At 60.9% G+C, this 22504-nt stretch carries 24 protein-coding genes; 2 read left to right on the top strand and 22 right to left on the bottom strand.

Translation table 11 applies throughout. From position 1 onward, the window contains the following. Nucleotides 1-8: 8 nt before the first annotated feature. The 11 genes from EOL86_00845 to EOL86_00795 form a co-directional block, all read right to left on the bottom strand. Nucleotides 9-665 carry a riboflavin synthase gene (locus EOL86_00845; protein ID NCD24127.1) on the bottom strand — a complete coding sequence of 219 codons (657 nt, stop codon included), beginning with the start codon at nucleotides 663-665 and terminating at the stop codon, nucleotides 9-11. Nucleotides 666-669: 4 nt separating this feature from the next. Further along, nucleotides 670-1785 (bottom strand): bifunctional diaminohydroxyphosphoribosylaminopyrimidine deaminase/5-amino-6-(5-phosphoribosylamino)uracil reductase RibD, encoded by a 1116-nt coding sequence (gene ribD, locus EOL86_00840; protein NCD24126.1) that lies wholly within the window; start codon nucleotides 1783-1785, stop codon nucleotides 670-672. Next, the gene (locus EOL86_00835; GenBank protein ID NCD24125.1) at nucleotides 1775-2239 is read right to left on the bottom strand and encodes a cytidine deaminase; all 465 of its coding nucleotides are present in this window, start codon (nucleotides 2237-2239) and stop codon (nucleotides 1775-1777) included. The genes ribD and EOL86_00835 overlap by 11 nt, the downstream gene beginning before the upstream one ends. Before the next feature lie 81 nt (nucleotides 2240-2320). Next, nucleotides 2321-3559: a serine hydroxymethyltransferase gene (locus EOL86_00830; protein ID NCD24124.1), complete on the bottom strand. Its 1239-nt coding sequence runs from the start codon at nucleotides 3557-3559 to the stop codon at nucleotides 2321-2323. A gap of 38 nt (nucleotides 3560-3597) precedes the next feature. After that, entirely contained in the window at nucleotides 3598-4839 is a 1242-nt protein-coding gene (fabF, locus tag EOL86_00825) for a beta-ketoacyl-[acyl-carrier-protein] synthase II (GenBank protein NCD24123.1), read from the bottom strand. 105 nt (nucleotides 4840-4944) lie between these two features. Next, nucleotides 4945-5175, bottom strand: coding sequence for an acyl carrier protein (locus EOL86_00820; protein NCD24122.1), 231 nt, complete (start codon nucleotides 5173-5175; stop codon nucleotides 4945-4947). 45 nt (nucleotides 5176-5220) lie between these two features. Next, entirely contained in the window at nucleotides 5221-5964 is a 744-nt protein-coding gene (gene fabG / locus EOL86_00815; protein ID NCD24121.1) for a 3-oxoacyl-[acyl-carrier-protein] reductase, read from the bottom strand. Between the two features lie 56 nt (nucleotides 5965-6020). Continuing rightward, a complete protein-coding gene (locus tag EOL86_00810) occupies nucleotides 6021-7010 on the bottom strand; it encodes a ketoacyl-ACP synthase III (GenBank protein ID NCD24120.1) in 990 nt (329 codons plus the stop codon). Between the two features lie 41 nt (nucleotides 7011-7051). Then, nucleotides 7052-8116: a phosphate acyltransferase PlsX gene (plsX, locus tag EOL86_00805; protein ID NCD24119.1), complete on the bottom strand. Its 1065-nt coding sequence runs from the start codon at nucleotides 8114-8116 to the stop codon at nucleotides 7052-7054. Beyond that, nucleotides 8109-8288: a 50S ribosomal protein L32 gene (locus EOL86_00800; protein ID NCD24118.1), complete on the bottom strand. Its 180-nt coding sequence runs from the start codon at nucleotides 8286-8288 to the stop codon at nucleotides 8109-8111. Before EOL86_00800 ends, plsX begins: the two co-directional genes overlap by 8 nt. Nucleotides 8289-8314: 26 nt before the next feature. Continuing rightward, nucleotides 8315-8842: a DUF177 domain-containing protein gene (locus EOL86_00795; GenBank protein ID NCD24117.1), complete on the bottom strand. Its 528-nt coding sequence runs from the start codon at nucleotides 8840-8842 to the stop codon at nucleotides 8315-8317. A gap of 191 nt (nucleotides 8843-9033) precedes the next feature. Here EOL86_00795 and rpmB point away from each other — a divergent pair, with 191 nt between their 5' ends. Further along, complete coding sequence (gene rpmB, locus EOL86_00790; protein NCD24116.1) at nucleotides 9034-9234, top strand: 50S ribosomal protein L28; 201 nt, start codon at nucleotides 9034-9036, stop codon at nucleotides 9232-9234. Between the two features lie 68 nt (nucleotides 9235-9302). On the opposite strand, the gene EOL86_00785 is transcribed toward rpmB, so the two are convergent. The 6 genes from EOL86_00785 to EOL86_00760 all read right to left on the bottom strand — a co-directional run bounded on the left by EOL86_00785 (nucleotide 9303) and on the right by EOL86_00760 (nucleotide 13537). After that, nucleotides 9303-9899: a superoxide dismutase gene (locus EOL86_00785; GenBank protein ID NCD24115.1), complete on the bottom strand. Its 597-nt coding sequence runs from the start codon at nucleotides 9897-9899 to the stop codon at nucleotides 9303-9305. Between the two features lie 155 nt (nucleotides 9900-10054). Continuing rightward, complete coding sequence (locus EOL86_00780; protein ID NCD24114.1) at nucleotides 10055-11185, bottom strand: class I SAM-dependent RNA methyltransferase; 1131 nt, start codon at nucleotides 11183-11185, stop codon at nucleotides 10055-10057. 29 nt (nucleotides 11186-11214) lie between these two features. Next, on the bottom strand, nucleotides 11215-12609 hold the full coding sequence (locus tag EOL86_00775; GenBank protein NCD24113.1) for a glutamate--tRNA ligase: 1395 nt from the start codon (nucleotides 12607-12609) through the stop codon (nucleotides 11215-11217). Nucleotides 12610-12662: 53 nt separating this feature from the next. Continuing rightward, nucleotides 12663-12884 carry a NifU family protein gene (locus EOL86_00770; GenBank protein NCD24112.1) on the bottom strand — a complete coding sequence of 74 codons (222 nt, stop codon included), beginning with the start codon at nucleotides 12882-12884 and terminating at the stop codon, nucleotides 12663-12665. A 48-nt stretch (nucleotides 12885-12932) separates the two neighbouring features. Then, nucleotides 12933-13283, bottom strand: a complete 351-nt coding sequence (locus EOL86_00765; GenBank protein ID NCD24111.1) for a ferredoxin:thioredoxin reductase — start codon at nucleotides 13281-13283, stop codon at nucleotides 12933-12935. After that, nucleotides 13280-13537, bottom strand: coding sequence for a glutaredoxin family protein (locus EOL86_00760; protein NCD24110.1), 258 nt, complete (start codon nucleotides 13535-13537; stop codon nucleotides 13280-13282). Before EOL86_00760 ends, EOL86_00765 begins: the two co-directional genes overlap by 4 nt. Before the next feature lie 126 nt (nucleotides 13538-13663). On the opposite strand from EOL86_00760, the gene EOL86_00755 reads away from it, so the two are divergent. Further along, nucleotides 13664-14812, top strand: coding sequence for a DegT/DnrJ/EryC1/StrS family aminotransferase (locus tag EOL86_00755; protein ID NCD24109.1), 1149 nt, complete (start codon nucleotides 13664-13666; stop codon nucleotides 14810-14812). On the opposite strand, the gene rarD is transcribed toward EOL86_00755, so the two are convergent. From rarD to EOL86_00730, 5 genes are all read right to left on the bottom strand, one after another. Continuing rightward, nucleotides 14813-15691, bottom strand: a complete 879-nt coding sequence (gene rarD / locus EOL86_00750; protein NCD24108.1) for an EamA family transporter RarD — start codon at nucleotides 15689-15691, stop codon at nucleotides 14813-14815. Between the two features lie 11 nt (nucleotides 15692-15702). Next, nucleotides 15703-16461 carry a monofunctional biosynthetic peptidoglycan transglycosylase gene (locus EOL86_00745; protein ID NCD24107.1) on the bottom strand — a complete coding sequence of 253 codons (759 nt, stop codon included), beginning with the start codon at nucleotides 16459-16461 and terminating at the stop codon, nucleotides 15703-15705. A 130-nt stretch (nucleotides 16462-16591) separates the two neighbouring features. Further along, nucleotides 16592-19156 (bottom strand): EAL domain-containing protein, encoded by a 2565-nt coding sequence (locus EOL86_00740; protein NCD24106.1) that lies wholly within the window; start codon nucleotides 19154-19156, stop codon nucleotides 16592-16594. A gap of 9 nt (nucleotides 19157-19165) precedes the next feature. Continuing rightward, the gene (locus tag EOL86_00735) at nucleotides 19166-21961 is read right to left on the bottom strand and encodes a response regulator (protein NCD24105.1); all 2796 of its coding nucleotides are present in this window, start codon (nucleotides 21959-21961) and stop codon (nucleotides 19166-19168) included. Next, nucleotides 21958-22485 (bottom strand): YfiR family protein, encoded by a 528-nt coding sequence (locus EOL86_00730; GenBank protein ID NCD24104.1) that lies wholly within the window; start codon nucleotides 22483-22485, stop codon nucleotides 21958-21960. Before EOL86_00730 ends, EOL86_00735 begins: the two co-directional genes overlap by 4 nt. Nucleotides 22486-22504: the final 19 nt, after the last annotated feature.

Raw genomic sequence — 22504 nt, 5'->3', positions numbered from 1 at the left:
CCGACAGATCAGAATCCGTGTTCTCTCAGAAAATCCGGGGTAATGGCCGATGGTTTGGCAGGGGTGGAAGCGCCGGTCCAGGGACCGAGCATGCGCTGGACGTATTTGCCGATGACATCGGTTTCCATGTTGACCCGCTGTCCCGGACTCCAGCCGGAGATGGTTGTCTCCTGCTGCGTGGCCGGGATGACGTTTACTTCCAAATAGTCCGGACCGCAATCGTTGACCGTCAGGCTGATGCCATCCAGGGCCACCGAGCCCTTGGGGATGACCTGACGTCCGAAGGCGGGATCGAATACCAAGCGGTAAATGCGTGACTCCCCGGCCGGTTGGATGGACGCGACCGTGGCCAGACAGTCCACATGACCGGAAACGATGTGTCCGCCCAGACGATCGCCCATGGCCAGGGCCCGTTCCAGGTTGGCCGGGGATGAAGGCCCCAGGGCGCCGAGGTTGGTCACGGACAGGGTTTCGGCCGATGCGTAGGCCGTGAACCAGCCCTGGCCAAAGGTTTCCACGGTCAGACAGACTCCGTTGACGGCGATGGATTCGCCGGTTTGGTAGTCGCGCAGCGGAAAATCCGGTCGGATGGTGAAGCGGGTTTCGCCGCCGCGTCGGTCCATGCCGGCCACGCGTCCGATACCCTGGATGATGCCGGTGAACATTGCCTTACTCCTTGGGCCGCAGCCTGAGATAGTGGTCCTGGCCGATCATGCGGTGCTCGACAAGGCGGAAATTCCAGGCGTCGTCCATGGTCATGGCGACGTGGCCGGCGAATCCGGATCTGGCCTGTTCGTCGCCGAGGATCTTCATGGCCTGGAAGAGACGCAGTTCATCCAGCAGCCCTTGGGCTCGCAGGGACGCAGCCAGATGCCCGCCGCCTTCGGTCAGAACATACAGACAGCCTTTTTCCCGGCGGAGCAGGCGCATGCCCTCGGTCAGATCCAACCCGTCGTCGCGGCCCGGCAAACCCCAGACCGAAACCCCGAGGTCGGCCAGACAGGTCGCCCGGCGGGAACGGCTTTCGGCTTCGGTGGTCCAGAAAACGACATCCCCGGGTCTGGTGGCGAGCAGGGCAGACTGGTGCTGTTCATCCGGCAGCGTCCGGGAAACAACAACCGCCAGGGGTTGCGGGCCAACGTGACCGTCCATGCGACAGGTCAGGCGGGGGTTGTCGGCGCGGTACGTGGCACCGCCGATCATGACCGCCCCACACCAGGCCCGCAGCTTGTGCACTTCGGCGCGGGATCTTTCACCAGAAATCCAGGCCGAATGCCCTGTGCGGGTGGCGATTTTGCCGTCCAGGGTGACGGCCAGCTTGACGATGGAAAAGGGGCGGTCCGTGTCCTGCCAAATCCGAAAATCGGCGATAAGGTCGGTACAGGCCTGACGGCGGATGCCAGCACGCACATGTACTCCCCGGCCTTCCAGAAATTCCTTGCCGCCACCGGTAACGCTTTGGTTCGGGTCCAGACAACCAATGACCACGGTCTTGATGCCGGCAGCGAGAATGGCCTGAGTGCAGGGCGGGGTTTTCCCATGGTGGTTGCACGGCTCCAAGGTCACGTACAGGGTGCATTCGGCCGGATCCACGCCTTTGGTCGCGGCATCGCGCAGTGCCTCGACTTCGGCGTGGGCCTTGCCGCAGGCCGTGTGCCAGCCTTTGGCCACGACCCTGCCGTCACGGACCAGAACGGCCCCGACACAGGGGTTGGGCGCTGTTTTGCCCCGTCCTCGTTCGGCCAGGGCAATGGCCTTGTCCATGAATCGCGTGTCATTGGTCATGGGAACCTCGTTCCAGGCGAATAAAGGGGATATTGGCCTCCTCAAGCATTTCCCTGGACATGTCGTCCGGGTAGCCCTCGGCGAAATAGATGGCGTTGATGCGGCAGTTGATGAGCATTTTCGCGCACAGGATGCAGGGCTGGGTGGTGCAGAAAATGTCCGCTCCGACGATGCTGACCCCATGCACCGCGGCTTGGATGATGACGTTCTGCTCGGCGTGCAGGGCGCGACAGAGTTCGTGGCGTTGTCCCGAGGGGATGCCGAGCTTTTCCCGGAGACAACCGATTTCCAGGCAATGGGTCAACCCGACCGGAGCGCCGTTATAGCCCGTGGCCAGGATGCGTTTGTCCTTGACGGCCAGGGCCCCGACCTTGCGTCGCAGGCAGGTCGAACGTTCCGCCACGAGATAGGCGATGTTCATGAAGTAGTCGGGCCAGGGGATACGGTTGTCCATGAGCGCCTCGGTGGAAACGAATCAACCACAGGGCCGCGAACGTGGCCCTGTGGTTGGGGGAATCCGGATGCAGGGTGGATGTTACCAGGCAAAAAGCGGAAATTGTCCCGCGAATTTTTCCACTTCCCGACGAACCTCGCCCAACGTGGTCTCGTTGTCCAGGTTTTGCAAGACGGTCACGATCCATTTGGCCACCTTGCGCATGTCATCGGCCTTCATGCCCCGCGTGGTCAGGGCCGGAGTGCCGAGCCGCACACCGGAGGTGACGAAGGGCGAGCGCGTCTCGAAGGGAACCGTGTTTTTGTTGACGGTGATGCCGGCCTTGTCCAGGGCGATTTCCGCATCCTTGCCGGTGATGTCCTGGGGGGTCAGGTCCATGAGCATGAGATGGTTGTCCGTGCCGCCCGAAACCAGACTGTACCCGGCGGCGGTCAGTTCCTCGGCCAGGGTCTGGGCGTTGACCAGTACCTGTTGCTGATAGTCCTTGAACTCGGGCTTCAGGGCTTCGGCGAAGGCCACGGCCTTGGCGGCGATGACATGCATCAGCGGTCCGCCCTGGATGCCGGGAAAAATCTGGGAATTGAGCGTCTTGCCGAATTCCTCGGAGCTTAAAATCATGCCGCCGCGTGGGCCGCGCAGAGTCTTGTGCGTCGTCGTGGTTGTGAAATGGGCGTGGGCGATGGGCGAGGGATGCAGTCCCGTGGCCACCAGACCGGCGATATGGGCCATGTCCACGAGCAGTTTGGCGCCAACGCTGTCCGCGATTTCACGAAAACGGGCGAAATCCAGAATGCGTGGATACGCACTGGCTCCGGCGATAATCAGCTTGGGCTGGTGTTCCTTGGCCAGGGACTCGACTTCTTCGTAATTGATCTGCCCGGTTTCCTTTTCGACCCCATAGGACACGACGTTGTAGAGCTTGCCGGAAAAATTGACAGGACTGCCGTGGGTGAGGTGGCCGCCATGGGACAGGTTCATGCCGAGAATGGTGTCCCCTGGTTCAATGGCCGCGAAATAGGCGCCCATGTTGGCCTGGGACCCGGAGTGTGGCTGGACGTTGGCGTATTCGGCCTTGAACAGCTGCCGGGCCCGTTCCATGGCCAGATTTTCGGCCATGTCCACGAATTCGCAGCCACCATAGTACCGCTTGCCCGGATAGCCCTCCGCGTATTTGTGGGTCATGACGCTGCCCATGGCGAGGCGTACCGCGTGGGACGTGAAATTTTCCGAGGCGATGAGTTCGAGCTTGGTGATCTGGCGGTTGGTTTCCAGCTGAATGGCTTTGGCTATCTGCGGGTCCTGACGAGTGAGTTCGTCCATGGTTCCTCCCGGGGAGTGCGTCGCGTTGGTCGCGGCGGTTATTCGAATCGGCGCAGGATGATGGAGGCGTTGGTGCCGCCAAATCCAAACGAGTTGCTCATGCCGACCGTCGGGTTCACCGTGCGGCTGGCGTTGGGGACATAGTCGAGGTCGCAATCCGGATCCGGATTGTCCTGGTTGATCGTTCCAGGCACGATGCCCGTGTGCAGGCTCAGGGTCGTGAATACCGCTTCGGCGCCGCCTGCCGCCCCAAGTAGGTGGCCGATCATGCTTTTGTTGGCGGTGATGGGCATTTTGTAGGCGTGGTCTCCGAACACGAGTTTGATGGCCTTGGTCTCGGTTTTATCGTTGAGCTTGGTCGACGTGCCGTGGGCGTTGATGAAGTCAATGTCCGTGGGGGCGCATTCGGCATCGCGCAACGAGCCGCGCATGGCCAGGGACATGCCCGTGCCGGAGTCCTCGGGCGCGGTGATGTGGTAGGCGTCCCCCGAAGCCCCATAGCCGATCATCTCGGCGTAGATGGTCGCGCCGCGCGCCTTGGCGTGCTCCAACTCCTCGAGCAAGAGCAGCCCCGCGCCCTCGCCAATGATGAACCCGGTCCGCTCCGCGTCGAAGGGGCGGCTGGCGGCCTGCGGCGTGTCGTTGGCCGTGGACAGGGCTTTGAGGGCGTTGAAGCCGGACACGCCCATGGGCGTGATGGTCGATTCCACGCCGCCTGTGATGCACGCCTTTGTCCGCCCGAGTTTAATGTCGGAAAAGGCGTAGCCGATGGCGTGGGTCGCCGAGGCGCAGGCCGAGGTGGTGACCAGGTTGGGACCCTTGGCGCCCGTGAGGATGGAGAGCTGTCCGGCGCACATGTTGGCGATGAGCATGGGAATGTAGAATGGCGAAATCCGGCGCGGACCGGAATGGAGCAGCTTGGAATGGAACTCCTCGATGGTGGATAACCCGCCAAGGCCGCAGCCAAGAATGATACCCACGTCGGCGGCGTTGTCCTCGGTGATGCCCAGACCGCAGCTGTCCATGAGCTGTTTGCCAGCGGCCACGGCGATTTGGATAAAGCGATCCATCCGCTTGGCATCCTTGGCGCCCATGTACGCGGTTGGGTCGAAATTTTTAAGTTCGCCGGCGATGCGGGTTTCAAAGGCCGAGCAGTCGAAAAGCGTGATGGGGCCAATGCCACACACGCCGGCAACGAGATTGTCCCAACTTTCCTGAACGGTGTTGCCAATGGGAGTCAGGGCCGAAAGTCCGGTCACGACAACGCGTTTTCCAATCATGATCTTCCCGTGAAATGTCGTCCGCGGGGATGCGAACGGCTATGCATGAAAAAAACGGTACCTGGCCTGCGCGAGGTACCGTGCTGTGACTCGCGCGAAACAGGGCTAGGAATTCGCCTTGATGTAGTTGATGGCGTCCTGAACCGTGGCGATTTTCTGGGCGTCCTCGTCATCGATTTCGATGTCGAATTCTTCCTCCATGGCCATGATCAGCTCGGTCAGGTCCAGGGAGTCGGCGCCCAGGGCCTCCACGAAGGAGGATTCCGGCTTGACCTCGTCGGGGGAAACGCCCAGCTGTTCGACCACCAGTTCTTTAACTTTTTGTTCAATAGACATGTTGTTCCTCCAAAGTGTGTGTATGCGTGATGGGATGGAATCCGGCTACATGGACAGGCCGCCGTTGATTCCGAGCACCTGACCAGTGATGTAGGACGCCTGGTCGGATGCGAGATAGGCCACGGCATCGGCGATGTTTTCGGCCGAACCGAGGCTGCCCAGGGGGATCCGTTCGAGGTATTTGGCGCGTACCTCCTGGGGAAGTGTTTCGGTCATGTCGGTTTCGATGAAACCCGGGGCGATGGCGTTGACGGTGATGCCACGCGAGGCCAGTTCCTGGGCGGCCGCCTTGGTCATGCCGATCATGCCCGCCTTGGACGCGCAGTAGTTGATCTGGCCGGCATTGCCGGTTTGTCCAACCACGGAGCTGATATTGACGATGCGACCGGCCCGCTGCTTGACCATGATCTTGGCGGCCTGTTGCAGACAGACAAAGGCCCCGGTCAGGTTGACGGTCAGCACCTGCTCCCAGTGTTCGCGCTTCATGCGGACCAAAAGCCCGTCCTTGGTGATCCCGGCGTTGTTGACCAACACCGAGAGATGGACCTTGTCCTTGATCTGTTCGGAAAAAAAATGGGCCACGGCGTCCCAGTCACTGGCGTCAAGTTGGAAGCCCATGGCATGGCCACCCGTGGCCGCGATGTCGGCGCACAGGGACTCCGCCAGCTCTGGACGACTGACGAAGGTGAAATAAACCTGGTACCCCAGGCCTGCAAGTTTTTTTACAATGGCCTTGCCGATCCCTCTGGTGCCGCCGGTTACCAGGGCGGTCCTGGTCAGTTCGCTCATGATCACCTCGCCATGCATGGTTGGAAAATGGGAGCTGCTTGGTTACGCAATCACCCTCAGAATTGCAACAGGGCCGAGCCCCATGTGAAGCCGCCTCCAAAGGCGGCCAGGAGCACTTTCATCCCCGGTTGGATGCGACCCGTGGCCCGTGCCTCGGCCAGGGCAATGGGTACCGATGCCGCGGATGTGTTGCCGATTCTGTCCACGTTGACGTAGAACCTGTCCATGCCGACATCGAGTTTCTTGGCGATGGCCTCGATGATGCGGATGTTGGCCTGGTGGGGGATGAACAGGTCGATGGCGGATGTTTCGAGGCCATTGCGTTCCAGCAGGGTCGAGGAGATGTCGGACATGAACCGCACCGCGTGTTTGAACACGTCGCGACCGTTCATCTGGATGAAGTATTCCTCGCCGATGGCCTGACCCAGCACGGGCTTGCAGACCGATCCTCCGCCGTGGACCGTGAGCAGGTCGCCCAGGGAGCCATCCGCCTTGAGCAGGCAATCAACCACCTGGACCGAAGTCGGATGTTCGGCCCCGGTGATAATGGCCGCGCCGGCGCCGTCTCCAAAAAGCACGCAGGTGGTGCGGTCCTGAAAATTGACGCGGGCCGTGGTCATTTCGCTGCCGACGACAAGAATTTTGCAGTCCGGGTGGAGCTGGGCGTACGCCCGTGCTGTTTCCAGTCCGTACAAAAAGCCGGAGCAGGCCGCGGCCAAATCAAAGGAAGGAATGCCGCGCAGGCCCAAATGATTTTGCAGCAGACAGGCCGTGGAGGGGAGATTGTAGTCCCCGGAAAACGTGCCCACGAAAATATGGGTCAGATCCCCGGGCACCATGCCCGCGTCGGCCAGGGCCGCTTCGGCGGCCTTGAAGGCCAGGATCGAACAGGGCTCGTCATCCTGGGAAAAATGTCGGGTAAGGATGCCGGATCTGGTGCGGATCCATTCGTCGGTCGTGTCGACCATGCGCTCGAGATCCGCGTTGGTGACGACGGTCCGCGGCAAATACAAACCCAGGCCGGCGATGTGACACTGTAGAGACATGTGATTCCTCGTGGGCAAATGACGCGCGGTGGGATTCGACCCTAGGCCGAAGCCTCCTGCCGGAGCGTGGGCGACTGCCCGGTGCGCGAAAAAAGACTCAATTCCGTGTTGGCGTGCAGGCCGGCGATCAGTTGTTCGTTGGCCTTTTTTTCAACAAAGATGGCCGCCTGTTCCAGGGCGGTGGTGATGGCGCGGGCATTGGACGCCCCATGGCAGACGATGGCGATACCGTTCAGGCCAAGGATGGGCGCGCCGCCGTATTCGGCGTAGTCGATTTTTTTTCCGAAACGTTTGAACGCGGGTAGAGCGATGAGCGTGCCCAGGCGGGACCAGATGGATTTTTTGAGTTCCGTCTTGAGCATGGTGGCCAGGGCGGACCCCAAACCTTCGCTGAGCTTGAGAGCCACGTTGCCAACGAACCCGTCGCAAACAATGACGTCGGTTTCGCCGGCGAAAACGTCGCGACCCTCGACGTTGCCAACGAAATTGAGAGACGAACTTTTCAGCAGCTTGTAGGCTTCCTTGGTCAGGGTGTTGCCCTTGCCTTCTTCCTCGCCGATACTCAAAATCCCTACCCGGGGGCAGGGAATATCCAGGACATGCCGGGCCAGGACCTCGGCCATGAGGCCAAACTGGACTAGGTTGTAGGGCTTGCACTCGGCGTTGGCGCCGACATCGATGAGCACGACGGGCTTTTTGAGCGTCGGCAGGATGGAAGCCAGGGCAGGGCGGTCCACGCCATTGATGCGGCCCAAAATGAACATACCGCAGGCCAGGGCCGCCCCGGAATTTCCGGCGGTCACGACGCCATGGGCGCGACCTTCGCGCACCAGTCGGAACGCAACCTGGATCGAACTGTCCTTCTTGCGGCGCAGGATGTCGGAAGGTTTCTCGGCCATGCCCGCGATTTGGGTCGTGTGGATGATTTCAAGCTCCACGTCCCGATGGACATGCTTGTTCAGCTCCGACCGCAGAGATGGCTCGTCGCCCACCAGGATGATTTTGGCACCGGTCTCGCGGGCCGCTGCGAGAGAGCCCGGAACGTTGACTTCCGGGCCGAAATCTCCCCCCATGGCGTCCACGGCGAGGCAGATGTCTTTAGGCATCTGCGCCCTTGGTGTACTGACGTCCCTTGTATTTGCCGCAACTGGGGCAGATGCAGTGGGACAGAGTGGCTTCGCCGCATTCGCAGTAAACGACGTTGGGAATGGCGACGTGGTCATGGGACCGGCGCATGTTTCTTCTGGACTTGGATGTTTTCTTCTTGGGCAATGGCATGATGATACCTCTATGGCAAAAGGACTCTAGTTGGTTTTGATGTGAACGCTCCGCAATGCCTGCGCCAAGGGAGATTGGTTCTCCGTGGCGTCGCAGGTACACGGGTCCAGGTTCCTGTTTTTTCCGCAGTGCGGGCATAGCCCCAAACAATTTTCGGAGCAAAGAATTTTTTCCGGCACGGCCAGGAGGAATTCCTCCCAGAGCAGGGCCGCGACGTTCAGTTCCCAGCTCCCCTCGGAGCCGCGCAAGTGGGATCCCTCGTCGATATTGTCGACGTCCTCATGCGCTTCGAACAGATCGAAAGCGTGATCGAGATCCACGCGGGCGTCTTCGGAACAGCGGTGGCAGGCCGTGACGAAAGAGCCGGTCAAGCGTCCCTGAATCAGGAAGCCGCTGGACTGGGGGACGATGGTCAGGACGGCCGCGAACGGGACGAGGATTTCCGCCTCAAAACGGAACTCCCGCCACAGGGCGCGCCACATTTCCTGGTCATCAAAAGAAAATTCCCGACCGAGCGTCGGGATGTTTGTTAACGTGATCCAGTGTTCTACCATGTCCACCTCGAAAGCGAATGTGTATAGTTGGCGATTTTCCCTTGTCAAGGATTTTTGCTTGCCATTAGTTGGGGCGAGCTATATAAACGCGAATTCCTCTGGCGGCAAACCATGCTCATGGCCGGCAGGAAGGTCTCGGAGCTGCCAGGCCATGACAGCTGAGATATTTTAGCACTACTTAGGAGGACACTATGTCAAAGGTATGTGATATTTGTGGAAAAGGGCCCCAGGTTGGCAACAATGTCAGCCATGCCAACAACAAGAACAAGCGGCGCTTCATGCCCAATCTGCAGTCCGTGCGCGTTCAGCTCCAGTCTGGCGAAGTGAAGCGGCTCAAGGTTTGCACCCAGTGCATCCGTTCTGGCGCCGTGACCAAGCCGGTTGCCAACTAGTTTCCACGTTCTGATTTTTTTCAACAAAAAAGGCGATCCGAGAATCGCCTTTTTTGTTGTCCGCCGGATTATTTTTTTAGGGTGTGGTTGACGAATTCCCAGTTAACCAACCGGTCCAGGAAATCCTGGAGATAGTCGGCCCTGCGGTTTTGGTAATCCAGATAATAGGCGTGCTCCCAAACGTCGACTGTGAGAAGTGCCTTGGCCCCGTGAGCCATGGGCGTATCCGCGTTTCCGGTTTTCATGATTTCCAGCTTGCCGTTTTTTTCCACCAGCCAGGCCCAACCGCTGCCAAACTGTGTCATACCCGCTTCCTTGAAGGCTTTGGAAAAATTTTCATGGCTGCCAAAAGTCTGGGCAATGGCTTCCGCGATGGCTCCCGTGGGGGCTCCGCCTCCCCCTGGTTTCATGCATCGCCAATAAAAAGAGTGATTCCAGCTTTGGGCCGCGTTGTTGAAAATGGCGGTTCGGGCAGGATCGCCGGCCGTGGCGGCGATGATGTCCCGCAGGGTTTTGCCGTCAAGGTCCGTGCCCGCGATCAGCTTGTTGGTGTTGTCGATGTAGAGCTGGTGGTGTTTGCCATGGTGGAAATCGAACGTCTTGGCGCTGATACACGGGCTTAAGGCATCCTTGGCGTAGGGAAGATCCGGGAGCACGAAGATCATACAAGCCTCCTTGATGGATATGACGTTGATCCGATTCCCGCGCCGCCTCGCCGGCGGTGGCGGAAATGGGCGGGTTTGGCATTACGCTGAATCAATGAAAGCGCTCTGTCAACAGGGATGGAGAACTCAGTCGGGTCGTAGAGGATTTGAAAGAATCAATACAGACCAAATTTGGCCAGCCGACCGTCCAGCCCTCCGTTTTTTAATGGTTTTTTCCATTCGGGTCGCAGCCCGATGGATTTGAGCCAGGTACGGTCACCGAAATAGACATAGGCCGTGGAACCTGCGCAACGGCGTTTGAGATGATCCCCGAAGCGTTTGAACCAGGCCGCCATATCGTCATTTTTGCCCAGGCGCAGCCCATAGGGTGGGTTGCAGAGTATGGTCGTGCCCGCGAGATCGTCTCTGTCGAAAAAATCCCGGCGTCCGATGACCACCTCGTCGCCGCCCGGCAGGTTGGCCAGGTTGACGCGGGTTGCCTCCACCGCGCGCGGGTCGATGTCGCCGCCACGCAGGGGTGGAATGTCGGATTTTGGTGCGCATTCCTGGCGGACACGGGCCCACAGCTGGGCACTGAAATCCGGGAGGTGTTCGAAACCGAAACGCTGGCGCAGAAACGCGGCCGGAATATCCGCCCCGGCCATGAGGGCCTCGCACAGGATGGTGCCCGATCCGCACAGGGGGTCCACCAAGGCCGACTGGCCATCCCAACCGCTCATGCGGACAATGGCCGCAGCCACGGTCTCCTGCATGGGCGCGTCCACGCTTTGGGTCCGGTAGCCGCGTCGATGCAACGAACCGCCGGAAACATCCAGGCTGATGGTCGCCTTGTTTTCGTGGATGTGCAGGTGCAGCCACAGGTCCGGATTTCTGGGATCGACGTTTGGCCTGCGGCCGCCATGGTCGCGGAACCAGTCGGCCACGGCGTCCTTGAGCTTCAGGGCCGCGTATTGCGAATGGCCGATGGCGCTGGCCGAGACATTGGCGAAAATGGCGAAGGTTTGGTCGGGCCGCAGAAAATCGCTCCAACGGATGTCCCGGCCGCTTGCGTACAATGCCTGGTCCGAGGTGCACGCGAAGTGGGCCAGGGGCGCCAAGACCCTGGTGGCCAGTCGGGAACGGTGCACGACCCGGTACAGGCTGCCATGATCGGCGTGGAAGCGCACGAAGCGAAAGCCTCTGGCGCAGTCCGTGCCTCCGAGTTCCTCCAGTTCGGTCTGGAGGAGTTCTTCCAGGCCGTCGGCAACCTGGACTGTGTAAATATGGTCTTTTTGGTAGGCGTACATGAAAAGGCCCGGTCGAGCCGGGCCGGATGCTAGAGGGTCAGCGCTTTCGCGAAGCGGGCCAGGGTGCGCTCGCGCCCCAGGACGTCCATGGTTTCGAACAGGCCGGGACTCATGGTCGAGCCGGTGATGGCCACGCGGATGGGCTGGGCCAGGGCCTTGAACTTGAGTCCGGTTTCTTCCAGATAGGCGGCGGCCATGTCCTCCAGGCTCTTCTGGTCAAAGGACGGCAGGGACGCCATGCGTTCTGTCAGGACGCGGAGGTGCTCTTTGATTTCGGGCGTCAGGAATTTGGCCACGGCTGTCTGGTCATAGGGCAGGCTGGCCGCGTCGTGCAGGAAAAAAGCGGCCTGCTCGGCCATTTCCTTCAAGGTTTTGGCGCGGGGCTGATACAGGGGTACGATGGCTTCCAGATAGTCCCGCGCCGGCTCGAAATTCGTTCCGGATCGGATGAGCTCTTCCAGCAGCGCGGCCAAGCGAGGCACGTCGCCGGTTTTGATGAAATGACTGTTGGTCCAGTTGAGCTTGTCCATGTCAAAGACCGAGGCGGATTTGCCCAGGCCGGACAAGGAGAATTTTTCCAGGAGTTCGGCCATGGTGAAAAGTTCGTCGTCGCCGTGGGACCATCCCAGGCGGACCAGATAGCTGAGCATGGCCTCGGGCAGGTAGCCCATGTCCTTGTACATCATGACCGAAGTCGCGCCGTGGCGCTTGCTCATTTTCTTTTTGTCCGGTCCCAGGATCATGGGCACGTGGCCGAATTTGGGCAGGGGAAAGCCCAGGGCCTCATAAATGAGGATTTGCTTGGGCGTGTTGTTCTGGTGGTCGTCGCCCCGGATGACGTGGGTCACGCCCATGACCGCGTCGTCCACGACCACGGCCATCTGATAGATGGGCGAGCCGTCGGCGCGGCGGATGACGAAGTCGTCCATTTCCTGCACGTCCCAGGCGATGGGGCCCTTGATGAGGTCGTCAAAGACCACTTTTCCGGTCAGCGGGGTTTTGAAGCGGACCACCCGGCCCGGTCCGGGGCCCAGGCCCATCTCGCGGCACTTGCCGTTGTATTTGGGCTTGAGGCCGGCCGTGCGGGCTGCTTCGCGCATGGCCTCCACTTCTTCGGGTGTGCAGGAACAGTAATAGGCCTTGCCCGTTTCCAGAAGCTTGTCCACATAACTGTTGTACAGGTCGTTGCGTTCGCTTTGGAAGTACGGGCCTTCGTCGAAATCCAGACCCAGCCAGTGCATGGCGTCGATGATGGCGTCGGTCATGTCCTGGGTCGAGCGGGCCTGATCCGTGTCCTCGATGCGCAGGATGAACTTGCCGCCGTTTTGGCGGGCGTAGAGGTAGTTGAAGAGCGCGGTGCGGGCTCCGCCGATGTGCAGATAGCCCGTCGGGCTTGGAGGAAAACGGGTCACGATTGTGGTCATTGCTGCTCCAAAAAGAAGAGAGCGGCCGGGCCGCTCTGAAAATCGGGATAAGGTTACACGGCCTCCACGGCCTTGACGCCGGGGACCATCCGTTTGACGGCGCGTTCGATGCTGCTTTTGAGCGTCATCTGGGACATGGGGCAGCCGTGGCAGGCGCCGGTCAGTCGGACTTGCACGATGCCGTTTTTTAAAATGTCCACCAGTTCCACATCACCGCCATCGGCGCGTAGGATGGGACGCACCGATTCCAGGGCTTTTTCCACCTGTTCTCGCATGGCATGCTCCGGGGCTCGCGCATAGAAAAGCGCGTCGGCCCTTGTCAATCATTCTTCGAAAAGAAGACCGGCCAGAAGTTTTTCCGGATCGCGGCGCTCGGGCACCACATCGTGCGGAATTGTGTCGTCGTTCCATTCCTTGGAAACGTACAGGCCGCAATAGCAGGCGCCGAATTCTCGCACGTCCGCCTCGCGGTAGGTGCATGGGCAAAAGATGTCCTGATCCAGATCGCGCTTGCCCGAGGCCAGCCGACAGGGACAGGCCATGTAGCCGTAGCGATCGCGGTTGATGAGCAGACTTTCCAGCAGATCCAGGACAAATTGTTTGTCCTTGTTGAAATAGTAGCCCTTGGCTTCCTGCAGGGGACGTAGTTTGCCGTATAATTCTTCCGGGGTCATGATCTCTCCAGGGCGTCCTTGATCTGGTCCTGCTTGAAACCGACGATGGTTTCCTCATTAACGAGCAGGGTCGGGAAGGACAGTTTGGGGTTGATCTTCTTGATGGCCTCGATGATTTGCTTGCGCTCCTCGCCTTCGAGCTTGTCCACGAAAACACAGTCGTACTTGGCGCCGCAATCGTCGAGGTATTCCTTGGTCTTTTTGCAATGAATACACGTGCTCAGGGCGTATAGCGTGATGGATTTTCCGGTCATGAATCCTCCTTGTCATGGTGGGGGCGTTGAGATAGCCCTGGGGCCGTCTCGCGGATTGGAAATCTATAAAGATTAATCACGTCAACGTCCACGCCGGGCCGAAGCGCTTTTTTCAGGGAGAAGAACATGCGGGAAAATTTCTTGGTTTTTGGCTCACCCAGGATCGAGGAAGATGAAATCGACGAGGTCGTGGCCTGTCTGCGCAGCGGCTGGATCGGCACCGGCCCGCGCGTGGCCGAATTCGAGCGGCGTTTTGCCGCGTACAAGGGCGCCACGCATGCCGTGGCCGTCAATTCCTGCACGGCGGCCTTGCATCTGAGCATTTTGGCCGCCGGGATTGGCCCCGGTGACGAGGTCATCACCACGCCCCTGACCTTTTGCGCCTCGGTCAATGCCATCATCCACGCCGGGGCCACGCCTGTTTTGGCCGATGTGAACCCGCGCACCATGAACATTGATCCCGAGCAGGTCCGCCTCCGGATCAGCCCCCGTACCAAGGCTATTCTTCCCGTGCATTTCGCTGGTCGCGCCTGTGACATGGACTCCCTTTGCGTCTTGGCCGAGGAGCGTGGGCTGGCCCTCGTCGAGGACTGCGCCCATGCCATCGAGACCGAATACCATGGCCGCAAGGCAGGGTGTTTTGGAGACTTTGGCTGTTTCAGCTTTTACGTGACAAAGAATGTCATCACCGGGGAAGGCGGCCTGATCCTGGCCCGGAATCCGGAGCATGCCGCCCGGCTCAAGGTGTTGGCCCTGCACGGCATGTCCAGCGACGCCTGGAAGCGTTTTGGCGATGAAGGCTACAGGCATTACCTCGTGACCGAGGCCGGCTTCAAATACAATATGATGGATTTGCAGGCCGCCCTGGGGCTTGGGCAGCTGGAGAAGGTGGAGCGCCACTGGCGACGGCGGCGGGAAATTTGGGATCGGTACATGACGGCTCTGGCCGGTTTGCCCCTGACCCTGCCCGCTCCGGTTGAGCCGGACACCCGTCACGCCTTTCATTTGTTTAATATCCTGGTCGATGAACAGCGGGCCGGCGTGAGCCGCGACGCCTTTCTGACCGCCATGACGGCCCAAAAGATCGGGGTGGGTGTCCATTATCTGTCCCTGCCCGAGCATCCCTTCTATCAGACCCGGTTTGGGTGGAACCCGGACGAATACCCGCGTGCCCGCGATATTGGCCGGCAAACCGTCAGCCTGCCTTTGTCCGCGAAGCTGTCGGACGAGGACGTCGGGGATGTCATCCGGGCCGTGACCGAAATTCTGGGGTGATCAGACCACCAGTCTCGAATTTCGGCCGGCCCACCAACGTTCCAGTAAAAACAGGACAATGGCGGTCCAGACCGCGCCAAAACCAATCATCTGGGTGTGCGTGAACGCTTCGCCGTAGACCAGGACACCGATCAGAAATTGGATGCTTGGCGCGATGTATTGCAGAATGCCGATCATGTTCAGCGGGATGCGCTGGGCCGCCGAGGCGAACAGGACCAGGGGGCCGGTGGTGACCAGTCCCGCGCCCACGAGGAGCAGATCGCTTTCCAGTCCCGCCTGCGTAAAAGAACCCGTGCCACGCGCGGCGCACAGCCCCAGCCACGTCAGGGCCGGCGGCAATAAAAGCCCGGTTTCCAGGGTTAACCCTTCAAAAGCGCCCAGTGGCGCTTTTTTCTTGACCAGACCGTACAGGCTGAAGGTCACGGCCAGGCACAGCGCGATCCATGGCGGCTTCCCATGGGACCAGGTGAGATAGAGCACGCCCGACGCGGCCAGCATCAGCGGTATCCATTGCAGTCGCCGCAGTCGTTCGCGGAGAAACACCATCCCCAGAAGCACGGACAGCAGCGGATTGATGAAGTAGCCGAGGCTGGTTTCGACAATGTAGCCGGCGTTGACGCTCCAGACATAGACGCACCAATTCACGCCGATAAGCAGACTGGCCGCGATGTAGATTCTCCAAACGGCTGGGGACAGGCTGTGGCGCAGGGCCCGGAGCCTTTTTTTCACGGCCAGGAAGAGCGCCAGCACGACAAAGGACCAGACAATGCGGTGTCCAAGAAGTTGCAGCGTGGGGACGTGCGCCAGCAGTTTCCAGTAAACGGGCAGCAGTCCCCAGCTGGCGTAGGCGCCGATGGCGGCAAGAATACCTGTGTTCATAGATGGATTCCTTAGGGCCAGGTGATGTGTTTTTGGCCCAGTTGGCGCATTTGGGTTTGGACCCATTTGGCCCGGCTGTTCACATAGGATGACGGCTGTTTTGCGTGCAGACGTCTGGGGCTGGGCAGGACCGAGGCCAGGACGGCCGCCTCGCGTCGACTCAGTTTTTGTGGCGTTTTGCCAAAATACCGCTTGGCCGCCGCGCCCACGCCATAGGTTCCGTCTCCGAATTCCGCGACATTGAGATAGATTTCCAGAATCCGTGCCTTGGGCCAGACGACCTCGACGGCCAGGGTCAGGACCGCTTCGAATCCCTTGCGGACCAGGCTCCGGCCGGGCCACAGGAAGAGGTTCTTGACGGTTTGCTGGGTGATGGTGCTGGCCCCCCGCATGCGATCGTGGGTTTCGTTGTACTTCACGGCCCTGGCGATGGCGGTCAGATCGAAACCGAAATGGCGGGGAAAATTTTGGTCTTCGGCCGCGACCACGGCCAGGGCCACGTGCGTCGGGATGTCCGTCCTTGCGGTCCAGGTGTAGAGAATCGGGGGGCCGGGCTTGGTGGCCAGGAGTCGCTCCGCGTGGCGGATCAGCATGAACATGCTGGTTGGGGGTGGGGCCCAGCGCAGGGCCAGGATCAGTATCGCCGTGGCCAGCACCACATACGCGGCCATTCGGGCCGCGCGGCGGGACCAAGTCACGGCGCGCGTGGCCAAGGAGCGGCGCGCGACGCGTCGCGGAGAGGATGATCGGGGTGAGGGAGTGCGCGCCATGATGCCTGGATGGTCGAAGTGTCCGCCTGCTTGTGCGCCGGCCCGGAAGCGAAGTCAATCCGGGCTGGAATGTGACGGCGGGAGAACCGCGCTGGTCGCTGGTTCCGGCCCTGGCGTGGACGGCCAAGGCTCAGTCGTTGATGTCGAATCCCGGCTCGTCCGGCCGGAGTTGCGCGAAGGGTGTCGGCCGGCCCGTGAAAAAGCCCTGCACATAGGTGCAGCCTTTTTGACGCAGGAAGTCGAGCTGGAATTTGTCCTCGACCCCCTCGGCCACGATGGACAGGCCGAGCTTGCCGGCCAGGTTGATCAGCGCGTCCATCAGGGCCGCTGACTTTTGGTGTTCGGCCTGATCGGGCCCGATGCCCATGACAAAGCTGCGGTCGATTTTTAGGCAATCCAGGGGCAGGCTTTTCAGGTAGGAAATCGAGGAATAGCCCGTGCCAAAATCGTCGATGGCCATGGAGATGCCCATGGAGCGGAGCTGGTTCAGGCGGGTGGCGACAATTTCGATATCGTGCATGACCGCGCTTTCCGTGACTTCCAATTCCAGATGGGTTGCGGGGAAGCCGGTCGCGTCCAAGACCTGGCGGACCAGGTCGGGGAAATTTTCCTGCACGAACTGGATGGTCGAAACATTGACCGCCAGCTTCACGGACGTGTGTCCGGCCCGGCGCAGATCTTGGAACAGGGTGCAGGCCTGTTCCAGGACCCAGGTTCCCAGGCGGACGATGTGGCCGTTTTCCTCGGCGATGGGGATAAACACGGACGGCGGCACGTTGGTCCCATCCGGCCGGGTCCAGCGCAGCAGGGCTTCGTAGCCGGCCACGGACGCGGTGTCGGTTCGGAATTGGGGCTGAAAGACCAGGGTGAACTCCCCGTCGTCCAAGGCCTTGGCCATGTCATTTTCCAGTTCCAGTTTTTCCAGGAACAAATTCATGATGCCCCGGTCATGGAATTTGACGACATTACCGCCGCTTTTCTTGGCATGGTAAATGGCGATGTCCGCGTTTTGATGCAGCGTGACCGGGTCTTCGCCGTCGGTGGGATAGAGGCTGACACCCAGGCTGATGCCAAGGTTGATGCTGTAACTCTCCAGGTCGAACGGCTGGGTCATGATGTCGCGAATCCGCTCGCAGATGACCTTGATGTCCTCGTAATCGTCCAACGGGGCGGAGATGAGCATGAATTCATCGCCACCCATGCGGGCCAGGGTGTCCGTCTGGCGGATCACGCTTTTGATCCTGGCGGCCACCTCGCGCAGGACCTTGTCGCCAAAGGTGTGCCCCAGCAGGTCGTTGGTTTTTTTGAAACGGTCCAGGTCCATATAGACCAGAGCCCGTTTTTGGCCCAGCAGTTTGGCCTCGTGCAGGGCGTGTTCGAGTTTGTCCATGAACAAAAAGCGGTTGGGCAGGCCGGTCAGATTGTCGTGAAAGGCCTGATAGTGGAGCGCCGAGGACAAACGGTGGTTTTTGAGCGTGATGGCCGAGATTCCGGAGATGGTTTGGAGAATTTCGTCGTACAGATCGGGTTCTGGCCGGACCGTGTCCCGGGGAAGAAACAGGCAGATCAGGGTGTCCGGCGTGTCTTCATCGGTCAGGACGGGGAGCACGACCAGGGTTTCGTGGCCGCCGGGGTTTGGAATCAGGCTCATGTCGAATTCCAGGGGCTGGCGCGGGTCCGCGTCCAAGGTGTTGCCGATGGCCCTGGTCAGAGGGGCCGGGAAGATGAAGGATGTCCCGGCCGGGTTCTGGGTCGGGGTGGGTCGGGTGCATCGCCAGCCATCGGCGTCGCGGTTGGCCACGGCCAGATCGCTGCCGGGGATCTGGTGGGCGAGCAGGGTTTTGAGCCCGGCATGGAATTCCGTCATGTCCGCGTTTTGCAGCACGCGTTCAAAGATATGGTTGCGGTCCTGCTGAAGCTGGGAGCGCAGCTGGTCCGTGGTGATGTCCTGGATGGTGCCGCAGAGGGAAATCGGATGCCCGGCTCTGTCCCGGCGGATTTCCAGGGTGTGTCGGACGCTGCGCGGCTCGCCGGTTTTGCGGACGACATGGTGATCGAAGGTGCGGCCTTTCCCCGTGGTGCCGACCTGATGCATGATCTGCAGCACGAGAGCCTGTTCCTGGGCGGGGATGGAATCGAGGAATGGTAAAAAACTGTCCGTCGGGGACCACTCCGGGTTGCTGAACAACAACCGGAATTGTTCGGACGTGGTGATCCGGCCCGTGCTGAAATTTTTTTCCCAGTTACCGATTTTGGCCATCATCTGGGCCTGGGCCAGCAGGCGTTCGTTTTCCCTGGCCCGACCGAGGGTCTGGCTCGCCCGCCACATGTAGCGCACCCGCTGGACCAGGAGATACCAGTTCAGGGGCTTGGGCATGAAATCCGTGGCTCCGGCGGCATAGGCGGCCAGGATGGAATCGTGATCCTCGGCGCCGGTGATCATGAGGATGGGCGTGTCGGAATGGGTCGGAGTCTGGCGTAATTCCGAGCAAAGATCGATGCCATTACCGTCGGGGAGCTGGACATCCAGGAGGATGATGGCGGCGCGGAAGCGGCTCAGGATCAGACGCATATGGGCCGCGTCATGGGCCACGCTGACGCGGAAATGAGCCTGCTGCAACGCTTCCTGGGCCAGAAGCCCCACGGTGAGATCGTCGTCGACGATGAGGACATTGGGAGTGTCGTGTTCGGGCATGCCGCTGTGTTACCGTGCATCCCGGCGGGCCGCAATGGCTTCCCGGACGCGTTCGTATTCGCCCTTGATTTGGGCGTGGATATCCCGGGCTAGGTCCGCCGCGCCCTCCCTGGCCGCGTTTTCCAGATTCAGGGCCATGCCGCCCAGGGTCACCGCGCCGATATTATGGCTGGATGACTTGAGGGTGTGGGCGTTCTGGCGGACAAGGTCCAGATTGTCCGAGACCAGGGCTTGGTCGATGCCGGCCAGAAGGTCCGTTGTCGAGGATTCGTAGGCCATGAACAGCCGGTTCAGGAGGTCGGACGAGCCTTGGCGTTGCAGTGCCAGGAGGGATTCGAGGATGGTTGCGTCCAGGGTCGCGCCCTCGCCCTCGGGCGTTGGCTCCGGAGCGCGAGCCAGGGCTTTGGCCATGACCAGATCGGCGGACGAGACAAACTCGTCGGAGGTCGCGTCCGCTGGCGGCGGGGTGAATTCCTGGTGCCCGACGGGGGCCTGAATCCTGGCCTGGGCCGGTAGCCATTGCCGCAGGCAGCGGCGCAGGACGTCCAAGGAAAAGGGCTTGGCCACATAATCGTCCATGCCGCGTTGGAAACAGAGCAGCCGATCCCGACTGAGGGCGTGGGCGGTCAGGGCCACGATGGGAACGCGCCTTCCGGGGCGGTTGACCTGTTCCCATTCGCGGATTTTGGTCGTGGCCGTGTACCCGTCCATGATGGGCATCTGGCAGTCCATGAAAATCAGGTCGTAATGGGTCGATGTGGCTTTTTCCAGGCCGATGAGCCCATTGGCGGCCACGTCGATGGTCAACCCGAAGATTTCCAGGGCGCTGGCGGCCACTTTTTGGTTGACTTCGTTGTCTTCGACCAGGAGCACGCGGGCGTCGAAGAACTCGGTCATGCCCTCGGGTTCGACCGGAGTCTGCTCCGCGCCGCTGGCAATGTCCTGCAGCAGGTTGTGCATCTCGGACTGGCGCGGGGGCTTGGTGAGCACGAAATCCACGTCCGGGTCCGGTTCGGCCGCGGAGCCCGTCAGCAGGACGACCCGGCTCCCCGGACCGGCTTGGCCGCGCAGGGCCTGACCGATGTGCTTGCCGTCGGTCGCGAATTGTCCCTCGTCGATGAGAAAGAGCATGCGCCCGGATGCGGGCGGGGCGATCAGCAGCTCCTTGGTGGTCGCGTGATGGGCGGCCTGGATGCCGAACCGGCTCAGGATGTTGTCCATGGCTTGGCGGTACAGGGGGCTCAGGCCCACGGTCACGGCCCGGAGATCGGCCAGGGACGGGGCCGCGTCGCGTAGTCCCATGTCCTCGGGAAAGACAAAGGGGATGGTCACCGTGAACACGGTGCCCCGGCCTGGCTGGCTGTCCAGGTTGATGGCGCCTTCCAGCAGCGCGGTCAGCTGCTTGACGATGGCCAGTCCCAACCCCGTGCCGCCGTGGTGACGGGTCATGGTGTCGTCGGCCTGGGTAAACGGCGAAAAGATGCTGGCCTGGGCCTCGGGAAGAATGCCGATGCCCGTGTCCCGGACTTCGATCACGAGTCGTCCCTGGTTGCCATTGGTCTGACCCAATCGGGCCGACAGCACCACGCTGCCACCGGGGGTGAACTTGATCGCGTTGGCGACCAGGTTGAGCAGAATCTGGCGGATGCGGTCCGGGTCGCTTTGGATGAAGCGGGGTACTTCGGGGTGGATGATGGTCGCGATTTCCAGGGTTTTATCCCGGGCACTGGCGCTGAACACGCCAATACAGTTGTCGAGCAGGGTGTACAGGTTGAACGTGGACATGTTCAGGTCGAATTTTCCGGCCTCCAGCTTGGAAAAATCCAGAAGGTCGTTGATGATGCCCATCAGGTCCGAGCCGGATTGGCGCAGGGTCAGCAGCAGCTGGCGTTGCCGTTCGGACAGGGGGGATTTGGATAGGATTTCGGCGATCCCCAGGACGCCATTCATGGGGGTGCGGATTTCGTGGCTGATGTTGGCCAGGAATTGCATCTTGGCCTGGCTGGCCTCCTCGGCCCGGGCCTTGGCGGCGCGCAGTTCGGTGATGGTGTCCCGCAGTTCGGAGGTGCGGGCGCGGACGTTTTTTTCCAGTTGTTCGCGGTGCTGGCGCAGTTCCTGGTCTTGGTGCTCGATTTGATCGAGCATGGCGTTGAACCGCGTGGCCAGCGCGCCCAGTTCGTCGGTGCCGGCGGCGTGCGCCCGAATACCATAATCGCGTGTTTCGGCCACGGTGGTCATGGTCCGTTGCAGGGCCTCGATGGGCGCGGCGATGAAGCGCTGGGAATAGACCGACAGACCATAGGCGACCAGGGAACTGGCGAGCATGATGGCCGCGCTGATCAGCAAATAGGCGCGTAACCGCCGGATCAGTTCCGTCTGGGCGGAAACCAGGGTCACCGTGCCAAGGCGTTCCTTTTCGAGCATGATGGGGCTGTGAACGGTCAGGACGCGCCCGTCCCAGAAGCCGCCGGACGCGGTCTCCAAATCAATGCGCTGGGCTGGTTCCTCGCCACGCGCGATGGCGGCGAAGAGACGCCCTTGCTTGTCGTAAATGGCGGCCGAAACCAGGTTGCTTTCGGCGTTTAGGGATTCGAGGGTTTCGGTGGCCGCTTCCTTGTCCTGAAAAGACAGGCTGGCCATGCTGTTCAGGCCGATGATGCGGGCGATGGCCGAAGTCTCGTTTTCCGCGCTTTCACGGAACATGAGCAGTTCGTGACCGATGAACGCGGTCACGGCGAAGGCCAGGGCCGCGAAACCGGTCAGCATCATGAGCAGGATGGACTTGGTGCGTAGATTCATGATCATTCCCCCCGGACTTCCGAGGCCAGGCGGAGCAATCTGGAACTGATTTCCAGGCCGGACTGTCTCGCGCTGTTCAGATTGACGGCAAAACGGAGTTTGCCGCCCATGGTTTGGAGTTGGATGGTCGCCCCGTGATCGAGCGCCCTGTCCCAATCGCTGACCACGAGCATCGTCGAGCCGAGCTGCTTCCAGGTCGGGGGTGGGATGTCCGGGGCGCTGTCCTTGGAGATGAAGACGGCGTTGGCGCCCGTCAGATCGTCTGGCGTGACGCCGAGACGAATATCCAGGTTTTTGCCGTGGATCGAGGTCCCGGCCGCGTCCAGAAGCGCGTCATGAATTTTTTTGTCGCGCAGGATACGGACGTGCAGGGTCGTGGGATCGGCCGTGGCGGGCCATGTGGCGAATTTGAGGAAGTTGAAAAAATAGGCTGCCTGCACCTGGGCCAGGGGCTCCTCGGCCAGAATGGGCGCTGGGACGTGAACAAGCAGCGCGACAAGGAAAACGCGGATCAGCCAGCTCAACGGCATTTAGGAATCCATGCGCAGT

The sequence above is a fragment of the Deltaproteobacteria bacterium genome, assembly GCA_009930495.1.
In the GTDB taxonomy this organism is placed as follows: Bacteria; Desulfobacterota; Desulfovibrionia; order Desulfovibrionales; family Desulfomicrobiaceae; genus Desulfomicrobium.
The sequence above is the reverse complement of the archived record's forward strand: the minus strand, read 5'-3'. Positions and strand labels throughout refer to the sequence as shown.